This window comes from Dyella sp. (assembly GCF_035685805.1).
In the GTDB taxonomy this organism is placed as follows: domain Bacteria; phylum Pseudomonadota; class Gammaproteobacteria; order Xanthomonadales; family Rhodanobacteraceae; genus Dyella_A.
The window spans coordinates 62097-77195 of the sequence record NZ_DASSAB010000043.1 but is presented as its reverse complement, the minus strand read 5'-3'; the positions used below and the strand labels follow the sequence as shown (position 1 = coordinate 77195).

The 15099-nt window shown below is 71.1% G+C and carries 11 protein-coding genes; 5 read left to right on the top strand and 6 right to left on the bottom strand.

What is annotated here, in order from left to right; all coding sequences use genetic code 11:
- Positions 1 to 88: 88 nt before the first annotated feature.
- From VFG40_RS12630 to VFG40_RS12620, 3 genes are all read right to left on the bottom strand, one after another.
- Positions 89 to 1186, bottom strand: a complete 1098-nt coding sequence (locus VFG40_RS12630; protein ID WP_324897985.1) for a BON domain-containing protein — start codon at positions 1184 to 1186, stop codon at positions 89 to 91.
- A gap of 10 nt (positions 1187 to 1196) precedes the next feature.
- The gene (locus VFG40_RS12625) at positions 1197 to 1469 is read right to left on the bottom strand and encodes a hypothetical protein (RefSeq protein WP_324897983.1); all 273 of its coding nucleotides are present in this window, start codon (positions 1467 to 1469) and stop codon (positions 1197 to 1199) included.
- 182 nt (positions 1470 to 1651) lie between these two features.
- Positions 1652 to 2032 carry a response regulator gene (locus VFG40_RS12620; RefSeq protein WP_324897981.1) on the bottom strand — a complete coding sequence of 127 codons (381 nt, stop codon included), beginning with the start codon at positions 2030 to 2032 and terminating at the stop codon, positions 1652 to 1654.
- Positions 2033 to 2375: 343 nt separating this feature from the next.
- Between VFG40_RS12620 and VFG40_RS12615 the strand changes: the two genes are divergently transcribed.
- Positions 2376 to 4655 carry a PAS domain S-box protein gene (locus VFG40_RS12615; RefSeq protein WP_324897979.1) on the top strand — a complete coding sequence of 760 codons (2280 nt, stop codon included), beginning with the start codon at positions 2376 to 2378 and terminating at the stop codon, positions 4653 to 4655.
- A gap of 26 nt (positions 4656 to 4681) precedes the next feature.
- Here the strand turns inward: VFG40_RS12615 and VFG40_RS12610 are convergent, their stop codons facing one another.
- A complete protein-coding gene (locus VFG40_RS12610; protein WP_324897977.1) occupies positions 4682 to 8479 on the bottom strand; it encodes an EAL domain-containing protein in 3798 nt (1265 codons plus the stop codon).
- A gap of 303 nt (positions 8480 to 8782) precedes the next feature.
- Between VFG40_RS12610 and VFG40_RS12605 the strand changes: the two genes are divergently transcribed.
- Positions 8783 to 9781, top strand: a complete 999-nt coding sequence (locus VFG40_RS12605; protein WP_324897975.1) for a L,D-transpeptidase family protein — start codon at positions 8783 to 8785, stop codon at positions 9779 to 9781.
- 120 nt (positions 9782 to 9901) lie between these two features.
- Complete coding sequence (locus VFG40_RS12600) at positions 9902 to 10669, top strand: murein L,D-transpeptidase catalytic domain family protein (RefSeq protein ID WP_324897973.1); 768 nt, start codon at positions 9902 to 9904, stop codon at positions 10667 to 10669.
- A gap of 27 nt (positions 10670 to 10696) precedes the next feature.
- Here VFG40_RS12600 and VFG40_RS12595 read toward each other — a convergent pair whose 3' ends face one another.
- A complete protein-coding gene (locus VFG40_RS12595; protein ID WP_324897971.1) occupies positions 10697 to 11497 on the bottom strand; it encodes a universal stress protein in 801 nt (266 codons plus the stop codon).
- 145 nt (positions 11498 to 11642) lie between these two features.
- On the opposite strand from VFG40_RS12595, the gene VFG40_RS12590 reads away from it, so the two are divergent.
- Both VFG40_RS12590 and VFG40_RS12585 read left to right on the top strand, forming a co-directional pair.
- On the top strand, positions 11643 to 12080 hold the full coding sequence (locus tag VFG40_RS12590; protein WP_324897969.1) for a universal stress protein: 438 nt from the start codon (positions 11643 to 11645) through the stop codon (positions 12078 to 12080).
- Between the two features lie 8 nt (positions 12081 to 12088).
- Positions 12089 to 14626 (top strand): cation-translocating P-type ATPase, encoded by a 2538-nt coding sequence (locus tag VFG40_RS12585; protein WP_324897967.1) that lies wholly within the window; start codon positions 12089 to 12091, stop codon positions 14624 to 14626.
- On the opposite strand, the gene VFG40_RS12580 is transcribed toward VFG40_RS12585, so the two are convergent.
- Positions 14623 to 15090, bottom strand: a complete 468-nt coding sequence (locus VFG40_RS12580) for an OsmC family protein (protein ID WP_324897964.1) — start codon at positions 15088 to 15090, stop codon at positions 14623 to 14625. The genes VFG40_RS12585 and VFG40_RS12580 overlap by 4 nt on opposite strands.
- Positions 15091 to 15099 lie beyond the last annotated feature (9 nt).

Genomic DNA, 15099 nt, shown 5'->3' with positions numbered 1-15099 from the left:
TTCCATGGCCAGTGTCTAGGGCGCGTTGATGGCGATGCGCTTGGGTCTTCGCGCGGCGGCTGCAGGAGGCGCGCCGCCGCGCATGGTGCTAGTGACGGCGGCCGTCGTTGCCCGAGCCGCCGCTCGTGGCCGAGCCGGACGATGCCGTGCCCGCCGCGCCGGTGCCCGACGACGCACCAGCGCCGGCGGAGCCGCTCGATCCCGAAGCAGTCGCCATGCCGCTGCCCGTACGCGAGGCGTCCGACGGCAGCGTCGACCCCGACGACGTGGATGCACCGGACTGGCCGCCCTGGCCGCGGTTCACCCGCAGATGGTTCTCGACGTCCTTCACGCCGCTGCAGGCGTCGGCGCAGTTCTCCGCGCGATGCTTCATCTGTCGCGAGGTCGCCTCGCCGGTCAGCGTGACCACGCCCTCGTGCACGCTCACTTCGATGTTGCTGGCGTCCAGGTGCGGATCCTGCGACAGCGCCTCGCAGACGTCTTCGCAGATGCGCTCGTCCTTGCGCGTGTAGCCTTTCGGACCGTGGCCGCGGAAGCGCCCCTCGCCGCCTTCGCGGCCGGCGCTGCCGTAGTCGCCGTAACCCTCGGCGCTGCTGGCGCCGTAGCCGCTCTCGTTGCCATAGCCGCCGTAGCCGCGCTGGCCGCCTCCCTGGAAGCTCTCGCCGCGCCCGCCGTGCCGCTCCGACGGCGGCCCTTCGAACCCGCCGTAGGTGCGGTAAAGCTGGTCGGCGCGACTGTTGCCGCCGCCGCGCGGGCCCATGGCGGAACCGCCCTGGCGGTCAGTCCAGGCCGATCCGCGCTCCTCGTCCCAGCCGCGGTAGGAACGGCCCTGCCCCACTTCGTACCCGCGGCCGGCGCTGCCGAGTCCGCCGCCGCTGCGCGAACCGGTCGCGCCATGGCGGCGCCCACCGTCGCCTTCGCCGCGCGAGCGTCCCTCGCTGCCGGATGAATCACCCGCATCCCAGTCGTCGCCGTATTCGCGGGGCGATTCGTTGGCCGGGTTGTCCTCCTGCCATGGCATAGAGCTGTAGCCGCCCTCGTCGGCCTCGAACCGGCCGGCGCCTTCGCCGGACCAGCGCTCGCCCGAGCCGCCGCGATAGCGCTCGTCGCCACCGCCCCGACCGCCGTAGCCACGGCCGCTGCTGCGGGAAAGGTCGTGATCGCGAAAACGTGAATGCTGTGTCATGACAGAGCCCTCAAGATTCGATGGTCGGATCCAGCCGCTTCTTGCCGCTGCGACTGCGCGTGCCGCCGATCCGCCCGATGGCGGACATGTGCGCGCGATCGCTGCTCACCGCGCTTCCGCCGCGGCGCCCGGCCAACCTCGCCTCTTCGGGCGTGAACACATGGGCGTGGCCGCGGGCATGGGCAGAACGACCGCCCGCGCTGGAAATTTCCTTGCGCCGCTCTTCGCTCATGCTGGCAAAGCCGCGCCGTGCGCCACCCTCGTTGTTTTTCTCGTTGCTCATCGGGTTTTCTCCGTTGACGATCGCTTGCGCACACCGGTGATCGGTGGCAACGGAGAAGGGGCAACATGCATGCCAGCGACGACACGACCGCGCCATGCGCGCTGGCGGGCTCCTGGCAAGATTGGACGTGGAGGTTTTTCCCGCCGGCGCGTGTAAGGCTTACCGAGCGGGCAAGCGACCGCTCACGCGGCGCCGGGAGTCAACAGCGCGTTGATCGCATCGAGCAGCGCACGCATGCCGATCGGCTTCTGCAGCCGCCGCACATGCGCAAACGCCGCGGGCACCACCACCTCGTCGTAGCCGGTGGTGAACACGAACGGCACGCTCGCCTCGAGCAGCTCACGCGCCAGGGGAAACACCCGCTGTCCGCCCAGATTGATGTCCAGCAGGGCGGCATCGGGCAACGGCCCGGTGGTGCAGGCGCGCACCGCGTCATCCACGTTGGCGAAAGGCCCCACCACCTGCGCACCACGAAGCTGCAACCCGGTGCTGATGTCCTCGGCGATCAGGTACTCGTCTTCGGCAACCAGAACCCGGCGACCCTTCAGGTGTTCAAGACTCATCTCGCTGCGGCTCCTCTCCTGGCGCGCTGGCCACGACACGTTGGGGGCGGACGACGTTGGACCGATGCGGGTGATCCGGCCGCGCCGACGCACCTCGGGCACCCATGGTGCAGCGTGCCGCGCCGACACGCCAGCGTGGCGCACGCCACAAGCCGGCGCAGGCGCGATATCGACAACGGCAACGTGCCTGCCGCGCCGCTGCAAACAACCGCACGCACAGCGGTCCGGAGCGTGGCAAGATCCACTTCGGCGCACGCCGGGCTGGCGGCAGTCGCGCCTTCTTCGCACATCACGGATGACTCCCTGGCGCCCCATCCGAACCGTCCCGTGATTGAACGACTCGATGCTTGAACCACCGCCCCTTGCCGATGAAGCCGAGCGCCTGCAGTTGCTTCGCAGCCTGGGCCTGCTCGACGGTGCGCCGGTGCCCTTGCTGGACCGCATCACCCGGCTGGCGACACGGCTGTTCGACCTGCCGGTGGCGCTGATCACGCTGGTCGACGCGCAGCGCCAGTGGTTCCTCTCACGCGTGGGCATGCCGCTGCAGGAGACGCCACGCAGCCAGTCGCTGTGCGGCCACGCGATCACGCAGCCCGGCGCGTGGGTCATTGCCGACACGCACCAGGACCCGCGCTTCGCCGACAACCCGCTGGTTACCGGCGCGCCGTACATCCGCTTCTACGCCGGCCGCCCGTTGCGGTCGCGTCACGGCCTGCCGCTGGGCACGCTGTGCGTGATCGACCACCGCCCGCGGCAGTTCGACGCGCACGACCTGGCCACGCTGGACGACCTTGCCGCGATGGTGGAATCGCACCTGCATGCGCTGGAGCAGTCGGTCGAAGCGCGCGCGGCGAAGGCATCGCTGGCGCGCAGCGAGCAATTGTTCGCCCGTACCATGAGCCATGCGGCGGCGGGCGTGGCGATCACCACGCCCGCCGGCTGCTGGGTCGAGGTGAACCAGCGCTTCTGCGAGATCGTCGGCCATCCGCGGGAGCGGCTGATCGGCCAGCGCGCCGCGGCGATCGTGCATGCACAGGATCTGGAGCGCGCGCGCACGATGGTGCGCCGGGTGCTGCAGGGCGAAGCGGAGGCGCTCGACCTGGAGCTAAGCTTCGTCCGCGCAGACGGCACCCTTCGCTGGGTGCAGGTGGGCGCATCGGCGCTGCCCGATGCCGGCGGCCGGCCGCAGAATCTGGTCACCGTGCTGACCGACATCCACGCCCGGCGGGAGGCGCAGACGGCGCTGCAGGCGCTGCAGCTGAGCCTGGAGCAGCGGGTGGAAGCGCGCACTCGCGAACTGCACGAGGTGGTCGCCCGACTGCAGACGGAGATGGCCACGCGCGCGGCAGCGCAGCGCGCGCTCGACGAACAGAAGGAGCGTTTCCAGGCCACCCTGCGCGACGCATCGGATGCGTTCATCGAAGTCGATCACCACGGCCGCATCGTGGCGTGGAACCGTTCGGCCGAGCGAACCTTCGGCTGGAGCGCGGCCGAAGTGATGGGCCGCACGCTGGATGAAACGGTGATGCCGGCGGCACTGCGGGCGCGCTATCGGGCGGCATGGGAGGCACTGCTGCGCGGCGACGGCGGCGCGTGGTCGGGCCAGCGGCAGGAGCTCACCGGCTTGCGCCGCGACGGCAGCGAGTTCCCGCTGGAGGCCAGCTTCGGCAGCTCGCACTCCGGCGGCAAGCCACTGATGAACGCGTTCGTGCGCGACATCAGCCAGCGCAAGGCCGACGAACAGGCCCTGCGCGAGAGCGCGGCGCGACTGAAGACGATCACCGACAACGCGCCGGCGATGATCGCGTTCATCGACCGCGAGCTGCGCTACCGCTTCCACAACCGCGCCTACACCGACTGGTTCGGGGTGGCGCCCGATGGCCTGGTTGGCACCCATGCCCGGGACTTCTGGGGCCCGGCCGCCTACCAGCATCTGCGCCCTTCGCTGGCCGCCGTGCTCGCCGGCACGCCGGTGCGGGTGGAGTACCGGCTGGAGGCCTTGAACGGCCCGATGTGGTTCTACGCCAGCCTGGTGCCGCATGTGGAGGAGCACGGCGACATCACCGGCTTCTACCTGATCGCGCAGGACATCACCGAGCGCCGGCAGCTATACCAGCGCATCGAACACGAGGCGACCCACGACGTATTGACCGGCCTGCCCAACCGTCGCGCGCTGATGCAGCGGCTGGACGAGGCGATGGCGCGCGTGCGCCGGCACCAGCGGGCGATGGCGGTGCTGTTCATGGACCTGGACGGCTTCAAGCAGATGAACGACACCCTCGGCCACGAGTTCGGCGACGCGGTGCTGCAGCACTTCGCCACCGCGGTGCACGCAGCCGTGCGCGAGACCGATTTCGTGGCGCGGCTGGCCGGCGACGAGTTCGCCGTGGTGCTGGAAGACCTCGCCGGGGAGGAGAGTCAGGCGGGCGAGGTCGCCACCGCGCTGCTGGAGCGCCTGCGCGTGGACCAGGAGATCCAGGGAGTGGCAGTCACGCTGTCGACCAGCATCGGCGTGGCCATGCATGCCGGCGACGACGAGGAAACCGCGCAGGAGTTGCTGCACCGGGCGGACGTGGCGATGTACCGCGCCAAGGCGGCGGGCAAGCGGCGGCTGTCGTTCTGATTGCCCACGCTGTCTGCGCGTGCAGCTCAGGCAGCGGATTGGTGCAGCCGCTCCTCGGCGCGCATCTGCTCCACCAGCAGCGCGATGAACTGCTCGCGCTTGTGCCGGTACAGCGGGTCGAGCGGGCCGGCGATGGCTGCCGCATGCATCGCGGTGTGCGCGGCGAGCAGCGGCGCGGCCAGGCCGCTGGCCGCCGCCAGGTAGCCGCCGGACGGGCAATGTGCCTCGCTGTGCTGGCGCCACAGTTTCGCATCGGCAGGCAACGCCTGCAGCTGCTCCTCCCACAGCAGCGCACCGGCCAGCGCGCCCAGGGCGGTCACCGGCCGGGCCGCGTTCCAGCCGCCGCGAAAGCTCTCCAGCCAGGCCGCCAGCGCCTCGCCCGGCATCGGTCGCGCCAGCGCGTAGCCCTGCCCCATGTCGGCACCCAGCAGCAACGCCGCCTCGATCAGCCCCTGCGTCTCCAGCCCCTCGACCACCACCTCCAGATCGAGATCGTGGCCGAGCCGGATCAACTGGCGAATGAAGCGCAACGTGCGCAGCGGCTCGTCGACCACCTGCGCCACGATCGCCTGGTCGATCTTGACCCGATCGAACGGCCACTGGCGCAGGCGGATCAGCGAGCTGTAGCCCGCGCCCAGGTCATCCTCCACCAGCCGCACGCCCAGCGCCTTGAACGCCTGCATGCCGGCCAGTGCCAGCGGCGCGGAATGCTCCGAGCCCAGCGGCGACTCGAGGATCTCGAACAGCAGCGCGTGCGGTGGGCACCGGCCGCGCAGCAGTTCAACGCGGGCGGCCTCGACGTAACGGGCGTCCTCCAGCGCAGCCGCCGGCGCGTTGACCGACAGGTCCAGCGCGCGCCCTCCCGCCGCCAGCGTCTGCCGCTGGGCGGCAGCCTGGGCCAGCACCTGGCGGAACAGCACCACCAGGTCGTCGTCGCCCAGCGCCGGCAGGAACCGCCCCGGCAGCAGCAAGCGGCCATCGTCGTCGCGCACCCGCGCCAGCGCCTCCAGTTCACTCACACTGGCGTCGGCCAGGCGCACCACCGGCTGGTAGTACACCTGCAGCGCGTCACCGGCGATCAGCGCGCGCCAGCGCTCGCGCACGAAGAAAGGCAGCAGCTCGGCGCCGGGGCGCGGTGGCGCGAGCCGGGCCAGCGCGAGATCGAGCAGGTTCTTCAGCTGGGCCACGAAGGCCTGCTGGTCCTCGCTCTGCAGGCCGCCGGCGTAGGAGCTGTAGAGAGTCAGCACCGCCGACGGCGTCGGGGGCAGCGGGCACAGCGGAATCGCCACGCTGGACGTGATGCCCAGCGGCAACGTCTGCGCGGCCCAGCTGATCATGGCCGGATCGCTGCCGTAGTGGGCACAGCGCTGCACGGTGCCGGTCCGCCACGCCCGGCCGCTCGGGCCGGCGCCTTCGGGCGAGTCGGCGGTCACCCGGATCGGGGCCGCATCGCCGCTCGCCAGAGCACGCAGATACTGCGCGAACGATTCGCCGCCCACCGCCTCGTAGGTGAGCTGGCCCGTATCGTCCGGGCGACCGACCGCGCACGAGGTGATTTCCTGGTGTCCGGCCAGCGCATCGACCACGCCCTGGATCAGCTCCAGGTAGCCCTCGGCCGACCACGCCAGGGCGTTGAGTCGGGCCAGCAGCGCGACCCGCTCGCGCTGGAGCTCGCGCATGCTTTCGAGCTGCCACTGCCGCTCCAGCCGGAGCCGCTGCAGCACGATGCTGAGCGGACGGCGATCGCGCGCGGACAGGTCGCCGAGCATGCCGGCGATCAGGTCGCGCAGCCGCTCGATCGCCTCCAGCAGCCACACCTCCTCCACGCCGGTGGCGGCGTGGAAGCGCCCGGCGCGGGTGGCGTAGGCGCGGTGGCTGTCCGAGTCCAGCGCGGGGCTGATCAGCATCTCGAGGTGGCGGACCAGCCGCTCCTGCATCTTCTCGTGCGCGCTGGCCGGCAGCACCGCAAACAGCCGGGCCACCCCCTCGTGTGCGTGCAGCTCGCCACGGAACCCCTCGACCAGCGCCGGCAGGTGCGGCCGCGCCAGGCGGGACCAGGCCTGCAGTACCTCGGTCGCGGCCTCGCCGTAAGGCGGCTGACCACGGCCGCTGTACTCGGGCAACAGCGGCGTTTCCCCGGCTGCCAGCGGCAACGACCACCAGCGATCGCGCTGGCGCTTGCGCGCCTTGACCTGGTACATGGCCTGGTCGGCGCGTCGCAGCAACTGCTCGCCACTGCCGCTGCCGTGGTTGGGGAACAGCGCGATGCCCAGGCTTGCGGCCAACTGGAAACTGGCGCCATCGATCCGCACCGGCTCGCGCAGCGCCCGCCAGACCCGCTCCAGCAGCGGATCGAGCTCGTGTTCGCCATGCAGCCCCTCGCACACCAGCACGAACTCGTCCCCGCCGAGTCGGGCTACGTAGTCTTCCGGGCGCAACGCATGCTTCAGGCGCTGGCCCACTTCGATCAGCAGGCGATCGCCGACGGCATGGCCGTAGCGGTCGTTGATCGGCTTGAGGTCGTCGAGGTCGAGCATGCCTGCCGCGACCAGCCGCTCGCTGCGCTCGGCGCGACCGATGGCGCACTCCAGGTGCATGTCCAGTGCACGCCGGTTGGGCAGCCCGGTGAGGGCATCGTGCAGCGCCAGGTAGGTCTGCCGCTGCTGTTCCTCCAGCAACGCACGGCGGCGCTCGTGCTGGCGCAGGGCCAGTCCGGCGGCGTCGGCCAGTTCGTCGAGCAGGCGGCACAGCTCGTCGTCGAAGATGTCTTGCTCGCGGCTGACCACCACGAACACGCCGACCGGCACCTGGCGATCGCCGGGCTTGCCGTCCGGCGCGGGCATGATCGGCCAGCAGCCGAGCGCGCCGATCTGCACCAGCGGCTCGGCCCGCCACAGCGGCGACATGTCCTGCTGGTCACGGGGACGTATGCGGATCTGTCGCTCGCGCCGCTGCAAGGCCTCCCGCGGAACGGGCAAGCCGAGCCGTGGCTCGGGTCGACTGGAAGACGACAGTGCCTCCATCGCGTCAGCCATCGGGCCGGCCAGCGCGACCCGGCGCAGGCTCTCGCCGGCGGCGTCGGCTGCATGCACGTCCACCGCGGCGGCGCCGGCAATATCCACCAGCGACTGCGCCAGCGTGCGATACACGCCGTCCGGATCGGGCTGGTCCAGCAGCGCGCGCTGGATGGTGCGCTGGGCGTCGCGATAACGCGCCATGCGGGCATCGCGCTCGACCAGTGCCTGGTGGTCCCAGAAGCGTGCCAGCTCATCGGCCAGGCGCTGGGCCCAGTCGAGCAGGTCCTCCCCCAGCGTGGCCGTGCCCGCGCCGGCATAGGCAGCCAGCGTGACGCGACCGCCGTCGCGGGTCGCCGACGCCGCAGCGATGCAGGCAGTGAAACCCTGCTCGTGCGCAGCCTCGCGCCACGGTGCGAACTCCGGCGCGTCGATCGACATGGCCTGCGAGGCCTCGCTGCGCAGGGCCACACCCATCGGTCCACGGCCCGTGGGATGCTCGGGGCGACGGCTCACGCGCAGGCGGTTTGCGTAGTCGGCCGACGGACCCGAGGCCGCCAGCACCCGCACCTCGTCCTCGTCCGGCGCGAGCCGGCCGATCCACACCAGCGGCAACGCCATCGTCGCGGCGAGGATGCGCGCCACGTCGGCCATGGCCCGCTGGCGGTCGTAGCCGGGCGCGGTGTGCAGCAGCGACAGCGTCTCGGCCACGCTCAGGTAAAAGCGCGAGCGCAGTTCGCCGCCACTGGCCGCCTGCTGGCCCGATGTCGTTGCCTTGTCGATCCCTGCTACCTCTTCGCCGGATTCCACGTCGACCGCCCTGCGTGCCTGTTAAATCTCGTCGCCTTTCATCCCGGCCTGTGCTGCTGGCCGGCTGCAGCCTGCGCGAAGGCCCGGACGCCGCGACAGCGCGCGCCCGCCTCGTCCTCGCAACTTATCGTCATCCCCGGGTGGCACTTGAACGAACGCGCGGTATCCGGTCCGCGCACGTCTGAATCATACGCTTGGCGGGGATCCCGGCGGACAGCCGGCACCGCCGCATTGCCGCATTGCCGCCATGGCAGGGCGGCGCGATGATCGACATGCCCTGCCCCCATCCATTTCGCCACGACCATGCACCGCATTCGCCCCTTCGCCCGCCGCCGGCACGTCTGCGGCCTCGCCCTCACGATCGCGCTGCAGGCGATCGCCCTGGCGGTGGGCGCAAGCGAGCCGGCGGGTTATTTCTGGCATCCGGAAATCGCACCCGACGGCCCGGTCGTGGTCGTGGTCAGCCTCGACGAGCAGAGCATCTACGTTTACCGCAACGGCGTGGCCATCGGCGCGTCCCCGGTGAGTTCGGGACGCGAGGGACACGAGACACCGCCGGGCGTCTACAGCATCCTGCAGAAGGCGCGCGAGCACCGGTCCACGCTGTACGACGATGCGCCGATGCCATTCATGCAGCGGCTGACCTGGGACGGCATCGCCCTGCACGGCGGCGTGCTGCCGGGCCGCCCGGCCTCGCACGGATGTGTGCGGCTGCCGCAGGGTTTCGCCGAGAAGCTGTACGGCGTCACTCAGCGTGGGGGCATCGTGGTGGTGGCCGACGCGCGCGTGTCGCCGGCCGGCATCACCCACCCTGCCGCAGTGGCACCGATCGACCTGGCCGGTCAGCCGATGCCCGCCGGCGCCGACGATACCGCCGCCGACCTGCTGACTGCCGGCGGCCCCGTCAGCGTGGTGGTGAGCACCCGCGACCGTACCGCCTACGTGCTGCGCGGCGGACTGCTGCTGGCTCGCTCGCCAATCGATCCGCCGGTCGGTGACGCGCCGATCGGTACGGTGCTGTATCTGATGAACGCGCCAGCCACGCCGGCGGCGGAGTCGGCCGTGACCCAGGCACTGCCGCGCTGGACGGCCTATCGCATCCTGGGTGCCGGCGCGGTGCCGGAGCCGCGCGAAATGGCGGCGCGACTGCGCGTGCCCGAACCGTTCGGACAGCACCTGCGCACGGCGCTGGTGCCCGGCTCCACCGTGCTGGTGACCGACCTGCCGGGCATGGGCGGCAACCCCCGCCAGCCGTACGCCGCGCTGCTGCAGTCGGAGCCGGCGACGCCGACGCAGAAATGAGCGGGTGCGCCCGGGATGCGGAACCGGTTGAACACGTTCAGGTTTTGCTGACAATCGGTTCAGCCTGACTGGCCGAGACTCCGGACTTTTCCGTCGCCACCGCCCGTAGGCGTTCCCCGCATGTCGGCATTCTCTCCTCGCACGGTCGTGCGTCGCGTGTTCCCCTTGGCCTTGATCCTTGCCGCCGTGCCCTGGGCGTGGCCGGCGACCGCGCGAGCGGAGCCAGTCGGCCCTGCCGCCACCGAGCTGGCGCAGGCGCTGTCGCGTGCCGCACCGGCCGCCAACCCGCGCGTGATCGCCTTGGCGACGCGTGCGCTGCAGTGCGTGCAGCGGGCGATGCCGGCACGCACGCTGAGCGTGATCGACTACTCGCTGCCGTCGACCGAGCAGCGCCTGTGGGTGTTCGACCTGCAACACCGCACGCTGCTTTTCCGCGAGTGGGTGGCGCACGGGCGCAACAGCGGCGGCAACGTGCCGGAGCACTTTTCCAATCGTCCGGGCAGTTTGATGTCCAGTCTCGGCACCTTCGTCACCGAGGGCACCTACCAGGGGCACAACGGCTATTCGCTGCGCCTGCGCGGAGTGGACGGTCCGTTCAACGCGAACGCACAAAGCCGGGCGATCGTGATCCACGGCGCCAGCTACGTCAGCCCCGCGTTTGCGAGGAGCCAGGGCCGCATCGGGCGCAGCTGGGGCTGCCCCGCCGTGCGTTCCGCGGTGGCGCGGCCGTTGATTGACGCGATCCGCGAACGCTCGGTGGTGTTTGCCTATTACCCCGACCGGCAGTTCCTGGAGCATGCACCGACCCTCGGCTCCTGTGACGATTCGACCGCGGCGGCGATCACTGGCGCCGACCGCACCGCCCTGCCCGCGCCGCTCGGTCCCTGACCCGGCGCCCGCTGCGGCGCGGGGTACTCAGTGCGCCATCAACAACGGCAGGTGCGCGTGTTCCAGCACGTGCCGGGTGGCGCCGCCCAGCACCAGTTCGCTGAGCCGCGAGCGGCCCCAGGCGCCCATCACCAGCAGTTGTGCGTCGAGGGCGCGGGCCTTGTCCAGCAACGCCTTGCCGGTGTGCGCCGGCGACTCGAACGACTCCCACGTCACTTCCACCCCGTGACGCGCGAGCCAGGGCTGCAGCGCCAGCCGCGGCGGCGCCAGCCCCGGCAGCCCCTCCGGCTCGCCGTCGAGCACGTGCACCGCGGCGGCCTGCTGCAGCAGCGGGAGCGCCGCGCGCACCGCGCTGGCCGACTCGGCCGAACCGTTCCAGGCGATCAGTACGTGCTCCAGCTGCGAGGAACCGGTGCAGGTCTCCGGCACCAGCAGCATCGGCGCGGCGTCGCCGAACAGCGCGCGGGTGATGTTGTCGAAGCCGATCGGCGAATCGGGATTGCTCACCGGCAGCTCGGTGACCACGAACTGCGCCAGCCGCGAGCGCTTGGCCAGGATCGGCACGTAGCTCCCGCGGATCACTTCCCACTCCCCGCGCACCCCGTAGCGCCGGCACAGCTCCTTCCACCAGCCGGCGTGAGCCAGCGCGGCGCGCTCCTCGGTGTCGAGCAGGGTCATCGCCTCGGGCAGGGTCATGATCGGCGGGTACACCGCCACCACGTGGATGCCGGTGGCGAAGGCGCCCAGCCGCTGCGCCGTGGCCAGGCCAAGGATCGTGGACGGCGCGTCCTCGCCGACGCGCTCGACATTGATGACGAGATCGAACATGTCGCCCTCCCCGTTGATGCCGCTGATGCCGCTGATGGGCCAATTATGCTCGGGCCGGCGCCGAGCGCCTTGACCGCGGTCAAGGCGGTACAGACGGTCGGCGCGCAGCATGGGCCGGCGCCTTGCGCTGCCGTCGGAGTCCGTCATGTTCAAGCACCTGCTGGTTCCCACCGATGGTTCAGAGCTGTCGCTGCGCGCCGCGCAGACAGCGATCGAGCTGGCCCGCATCAGCCACGCGCGCATCCACGCGCTGCACGTGGTCATGCCCTTCCACACCGTGTCCTACCTGGCCGAGGCACTGGCGGCGACCGAGCTCTCCTACACCCAGGAGTCGATTGCCCAGGCCGAGCGCTACCTCGCGCAGGTGCGTGACCGTGCCGCCGCCGCGGGGGTCAGTTGCGACAGCAGCTACGTGCTGGACGACTGTCCGTACAAGGCGATCGTGCGCACCGCCACCGAGAAGTCGTGCGACCTGATCGTGATGGCGTCACACGGCTGGCGCGGTCTCAATCGACTGCTGCTGGGCAGCGAGACGCACAAGGTGCTGCTGCAGTCGGAAATCCCGGTGCTGGTCTGCCGCTGAGGCCACGCGTGGACGATCCGCAGGTGCAGGCCGCTGGGCGCACAGGTGCCGCCACGGATGCCACCAGTCGAGCAGGCCTGAGCCGGGACGAGGCCGCCCGACGGCTGGCCGCCGACGGCCCGAACGTCTTGCCCGGCGGCCAGCACACGCCGTGGTGGCGTACCGCCGCGGGCGTGGTGGCCGAGCCGATGTTCGTGATGCTGCTGGTGGCCGGCGGCATCTACCTGGCACTGGGCGACCGCGCCGAGGCGATGTTCCTGCTGGCGTCGGTATTCGTGGTGATCGGCATCACGCTGGCACAGCAGCGAAAGACCCAGCGTGCACTGGAGGCGCTGCGCGAGCTGTCCGCGCCGCGTGCGCTGGTGATCCGCGACGGCATCGAACAGCGCGTACCGGGCGTGGAAGTCGTCGTGGGCGATCTGCTGGTGCTGCGCGAGGGCGACCGGGTCGCCGCCGATGCCTGCCTGCTCGAGGGCCAGCTCGACGTGGACGAATCGCTGCTCACCGGCGAGCCCGTGCCGGTGAGCAAACTGCCGGGCCGCTCGGCCGGAAGCGTGTTCGCCAGTACCGTGGTGACCCGCGGCCGCGGCGTGGCCGAGGTGCTGTGCACCGGCGCCGCCACGGCGGTCGGCGCCATCGGCCAGTCGCTGGCCGCCACCGATACCGCCACGTCCGGCCTGCAGCGCGCTTCGCGCCGGCTGATCCGCCTGCTCACCGTCAGCGGCCTGGCCCTTGCCATCGGGTACTGCCTGCTGGCCTGGCTGTGGGACGGCCACAGCCTGCTGGAAAGCGTGCTGGCCGGTGTCGCGCTGAGCATGGCGGTGCTGCCGGAGGAGATCCCGGTGATCCTCACGGTGTTCCTCGCGCTGGGCGCCTGGCGCATCGCCCGGCAGAACGTGCTGTCCCGACGCATGAGCGCGGTGGAGACGCTGGGCGCGATCTCGGTACTGGCCGTGGACAAGACCGGCACGCTCACCCAGAACCGGATGCGCGTGGCCGAGCTGGCCGTCGACGGCGACCACTTTGGCGCGATGCAGGCGCCCGAGCTGCCCGAACGCTTCCACAGCCTGCTCGAGTTTGCCGTGCTGGCCACGCCACCGGACGCGTTCGACCCGATGGAGCGGGCGATCCAGGCCACCGGGCAACGCTGGCTGCAGGGCACCGGGCACCTGCACGCGGAGCTTCGGCCGGAGATCGAATACGGCCTGTCACCGGAAATCCTCGCGATGACCCGCGTTTATCCGCATCACGCGCCGGATCGCCACCTGCTGGCGACCAAGGGTGCGCCCGAGGCGGTTGCCGACCTTTGCCACCTGTCCGAGGCGGCGCGGCTGGCGATTCAGGCGCAGGTGCGCGCAATGGCCGAGCGAGGACTGCGTGTGCTGGGCGTAGCGCGCGGCAGCTGGCGCGCCGGGAGCACGGGCGCGTGGCCTGCCAGCCAGCACGACTTCGATTTCGTGTTTCTCGGCCTGATCGGCCTGATCGACCCACCGCGGCCGGAGGTGCCGGCGGCGCTCGCCCAGTGTCGCGCCGCCGGCGTGCGCGTGATCATGCTTACCGGTGATCACCCGGCCACCGCCCGGGCGATCGCACGGCAGGTCGGGCTGACCGGGGAGCCGCAGGTACTCACCGGTGCCGAGATCGATGCACTGGACAATGCGGCCCTGCGTGCGCGGCTGGATACGGTAGATGTATGCGCCCGCGTGCAGCCGGTGCAGAAGCTGCGGCTGGTGCAGCAACTGCGCCACGGCGATTGCGTGGTCGCGATGACCGGTGATGGGGTCAACGACGCGCCCGCGCTCAAGGCCGCCGATGTCGGCATCGCGATGGGGGAACGCGGCACCGACGTGGCGCGCGAGGCCGCCGCGCTGGTGCTGCTGGACGACAGCTTCGCCAGCATCGTGGCGGCGATCGGCCAGGGCCGGCGCATCTACGCCAACATCACCCGCGCCACCCGGTTCGTGTTCGCCGTGCATGTGCCGGTGATCGCGCTGGCGCTGGTGCCCACGCTCGCGCACTGGCCGCTGGTGATGATGCCGGTCAACATCATGCTGCTGGAGCTGCTGATCGACCCGGCCTGCTCGGTGGTGTTCGAGGCCGAGCCCGCCGCCGCCGACCTGATGCAGCGCCCGCCGCGCGATCCGCACGACTCGCCGTTCGCCTGGCGCAACCTGCTCGCCGGCATCGTGCAGGGATGCGGCGTGGCCGCCGTGCTGCTGGCCGGCTATGGGCTGCTGCTCGGTCGCGGCGATGCGCTTGGCCAGGCACGCACGGCAGTGTTCGCGGCGCTGGTGGGCGGCGTCTTCGCGCTGACCCTGGCCAACCGCCAGCGCGCCCGCGGCGACGCGCGCAACCCCTGGCTCGGCCGCATGCTGGCGGCCGTGCTGGGGCTGCTGGCCGTGGTCATCGTGGTGCCGTTCCTGCGCCGCGTGATGGGTCTGGCGCTGCCCGCGCCCGACACCTTCGTTCACGCTGCGGCGCTGCTGGGGCTGATCGTGCTGTGGCTCGCCGCCGTGCATCGCGCGACGCAGCGACGTCCGCGCTAGGCCGGCGCACTCTGGTGCAGCAACGCACCCTGGGTGTCACGCACGCGAACGGCTACCGGGATGCCCGCTCGCACGCTTTCGGTGACCACGCAGAACTGCTCGAACTGCTGCAGCAGACGCTCGATCTGGTGGTACTCCCCCGCGGCCTCCGGCAGTTCCAGCGTCACCGTCATCTGCCCTACCCGCAGCCGGCCTTCCGCGTTGCGGGAGAGTTCGGCCTCGGCGTGGGTCACCAGCGTGCCGGGCGTGTTCCTGAACTTGCGCAGCGAGAACAGCAGCGACGCGCTGAGGCAATTGGCCACTGCCGCCAGCAGCAATCGCGACGGGTTGGGCCCGCGGTCACCTCCCAGCGGAGCGCTCTCGTCAGTGATCAGCTCGGGGATCTCGCTGTCGTCGAAGGCGATGCGGAACACGTAGTCGCTCTCCTGGGTCAGGGTGAGGCTGAGTCGCTGGATTTCGGTCATGGCACGCTC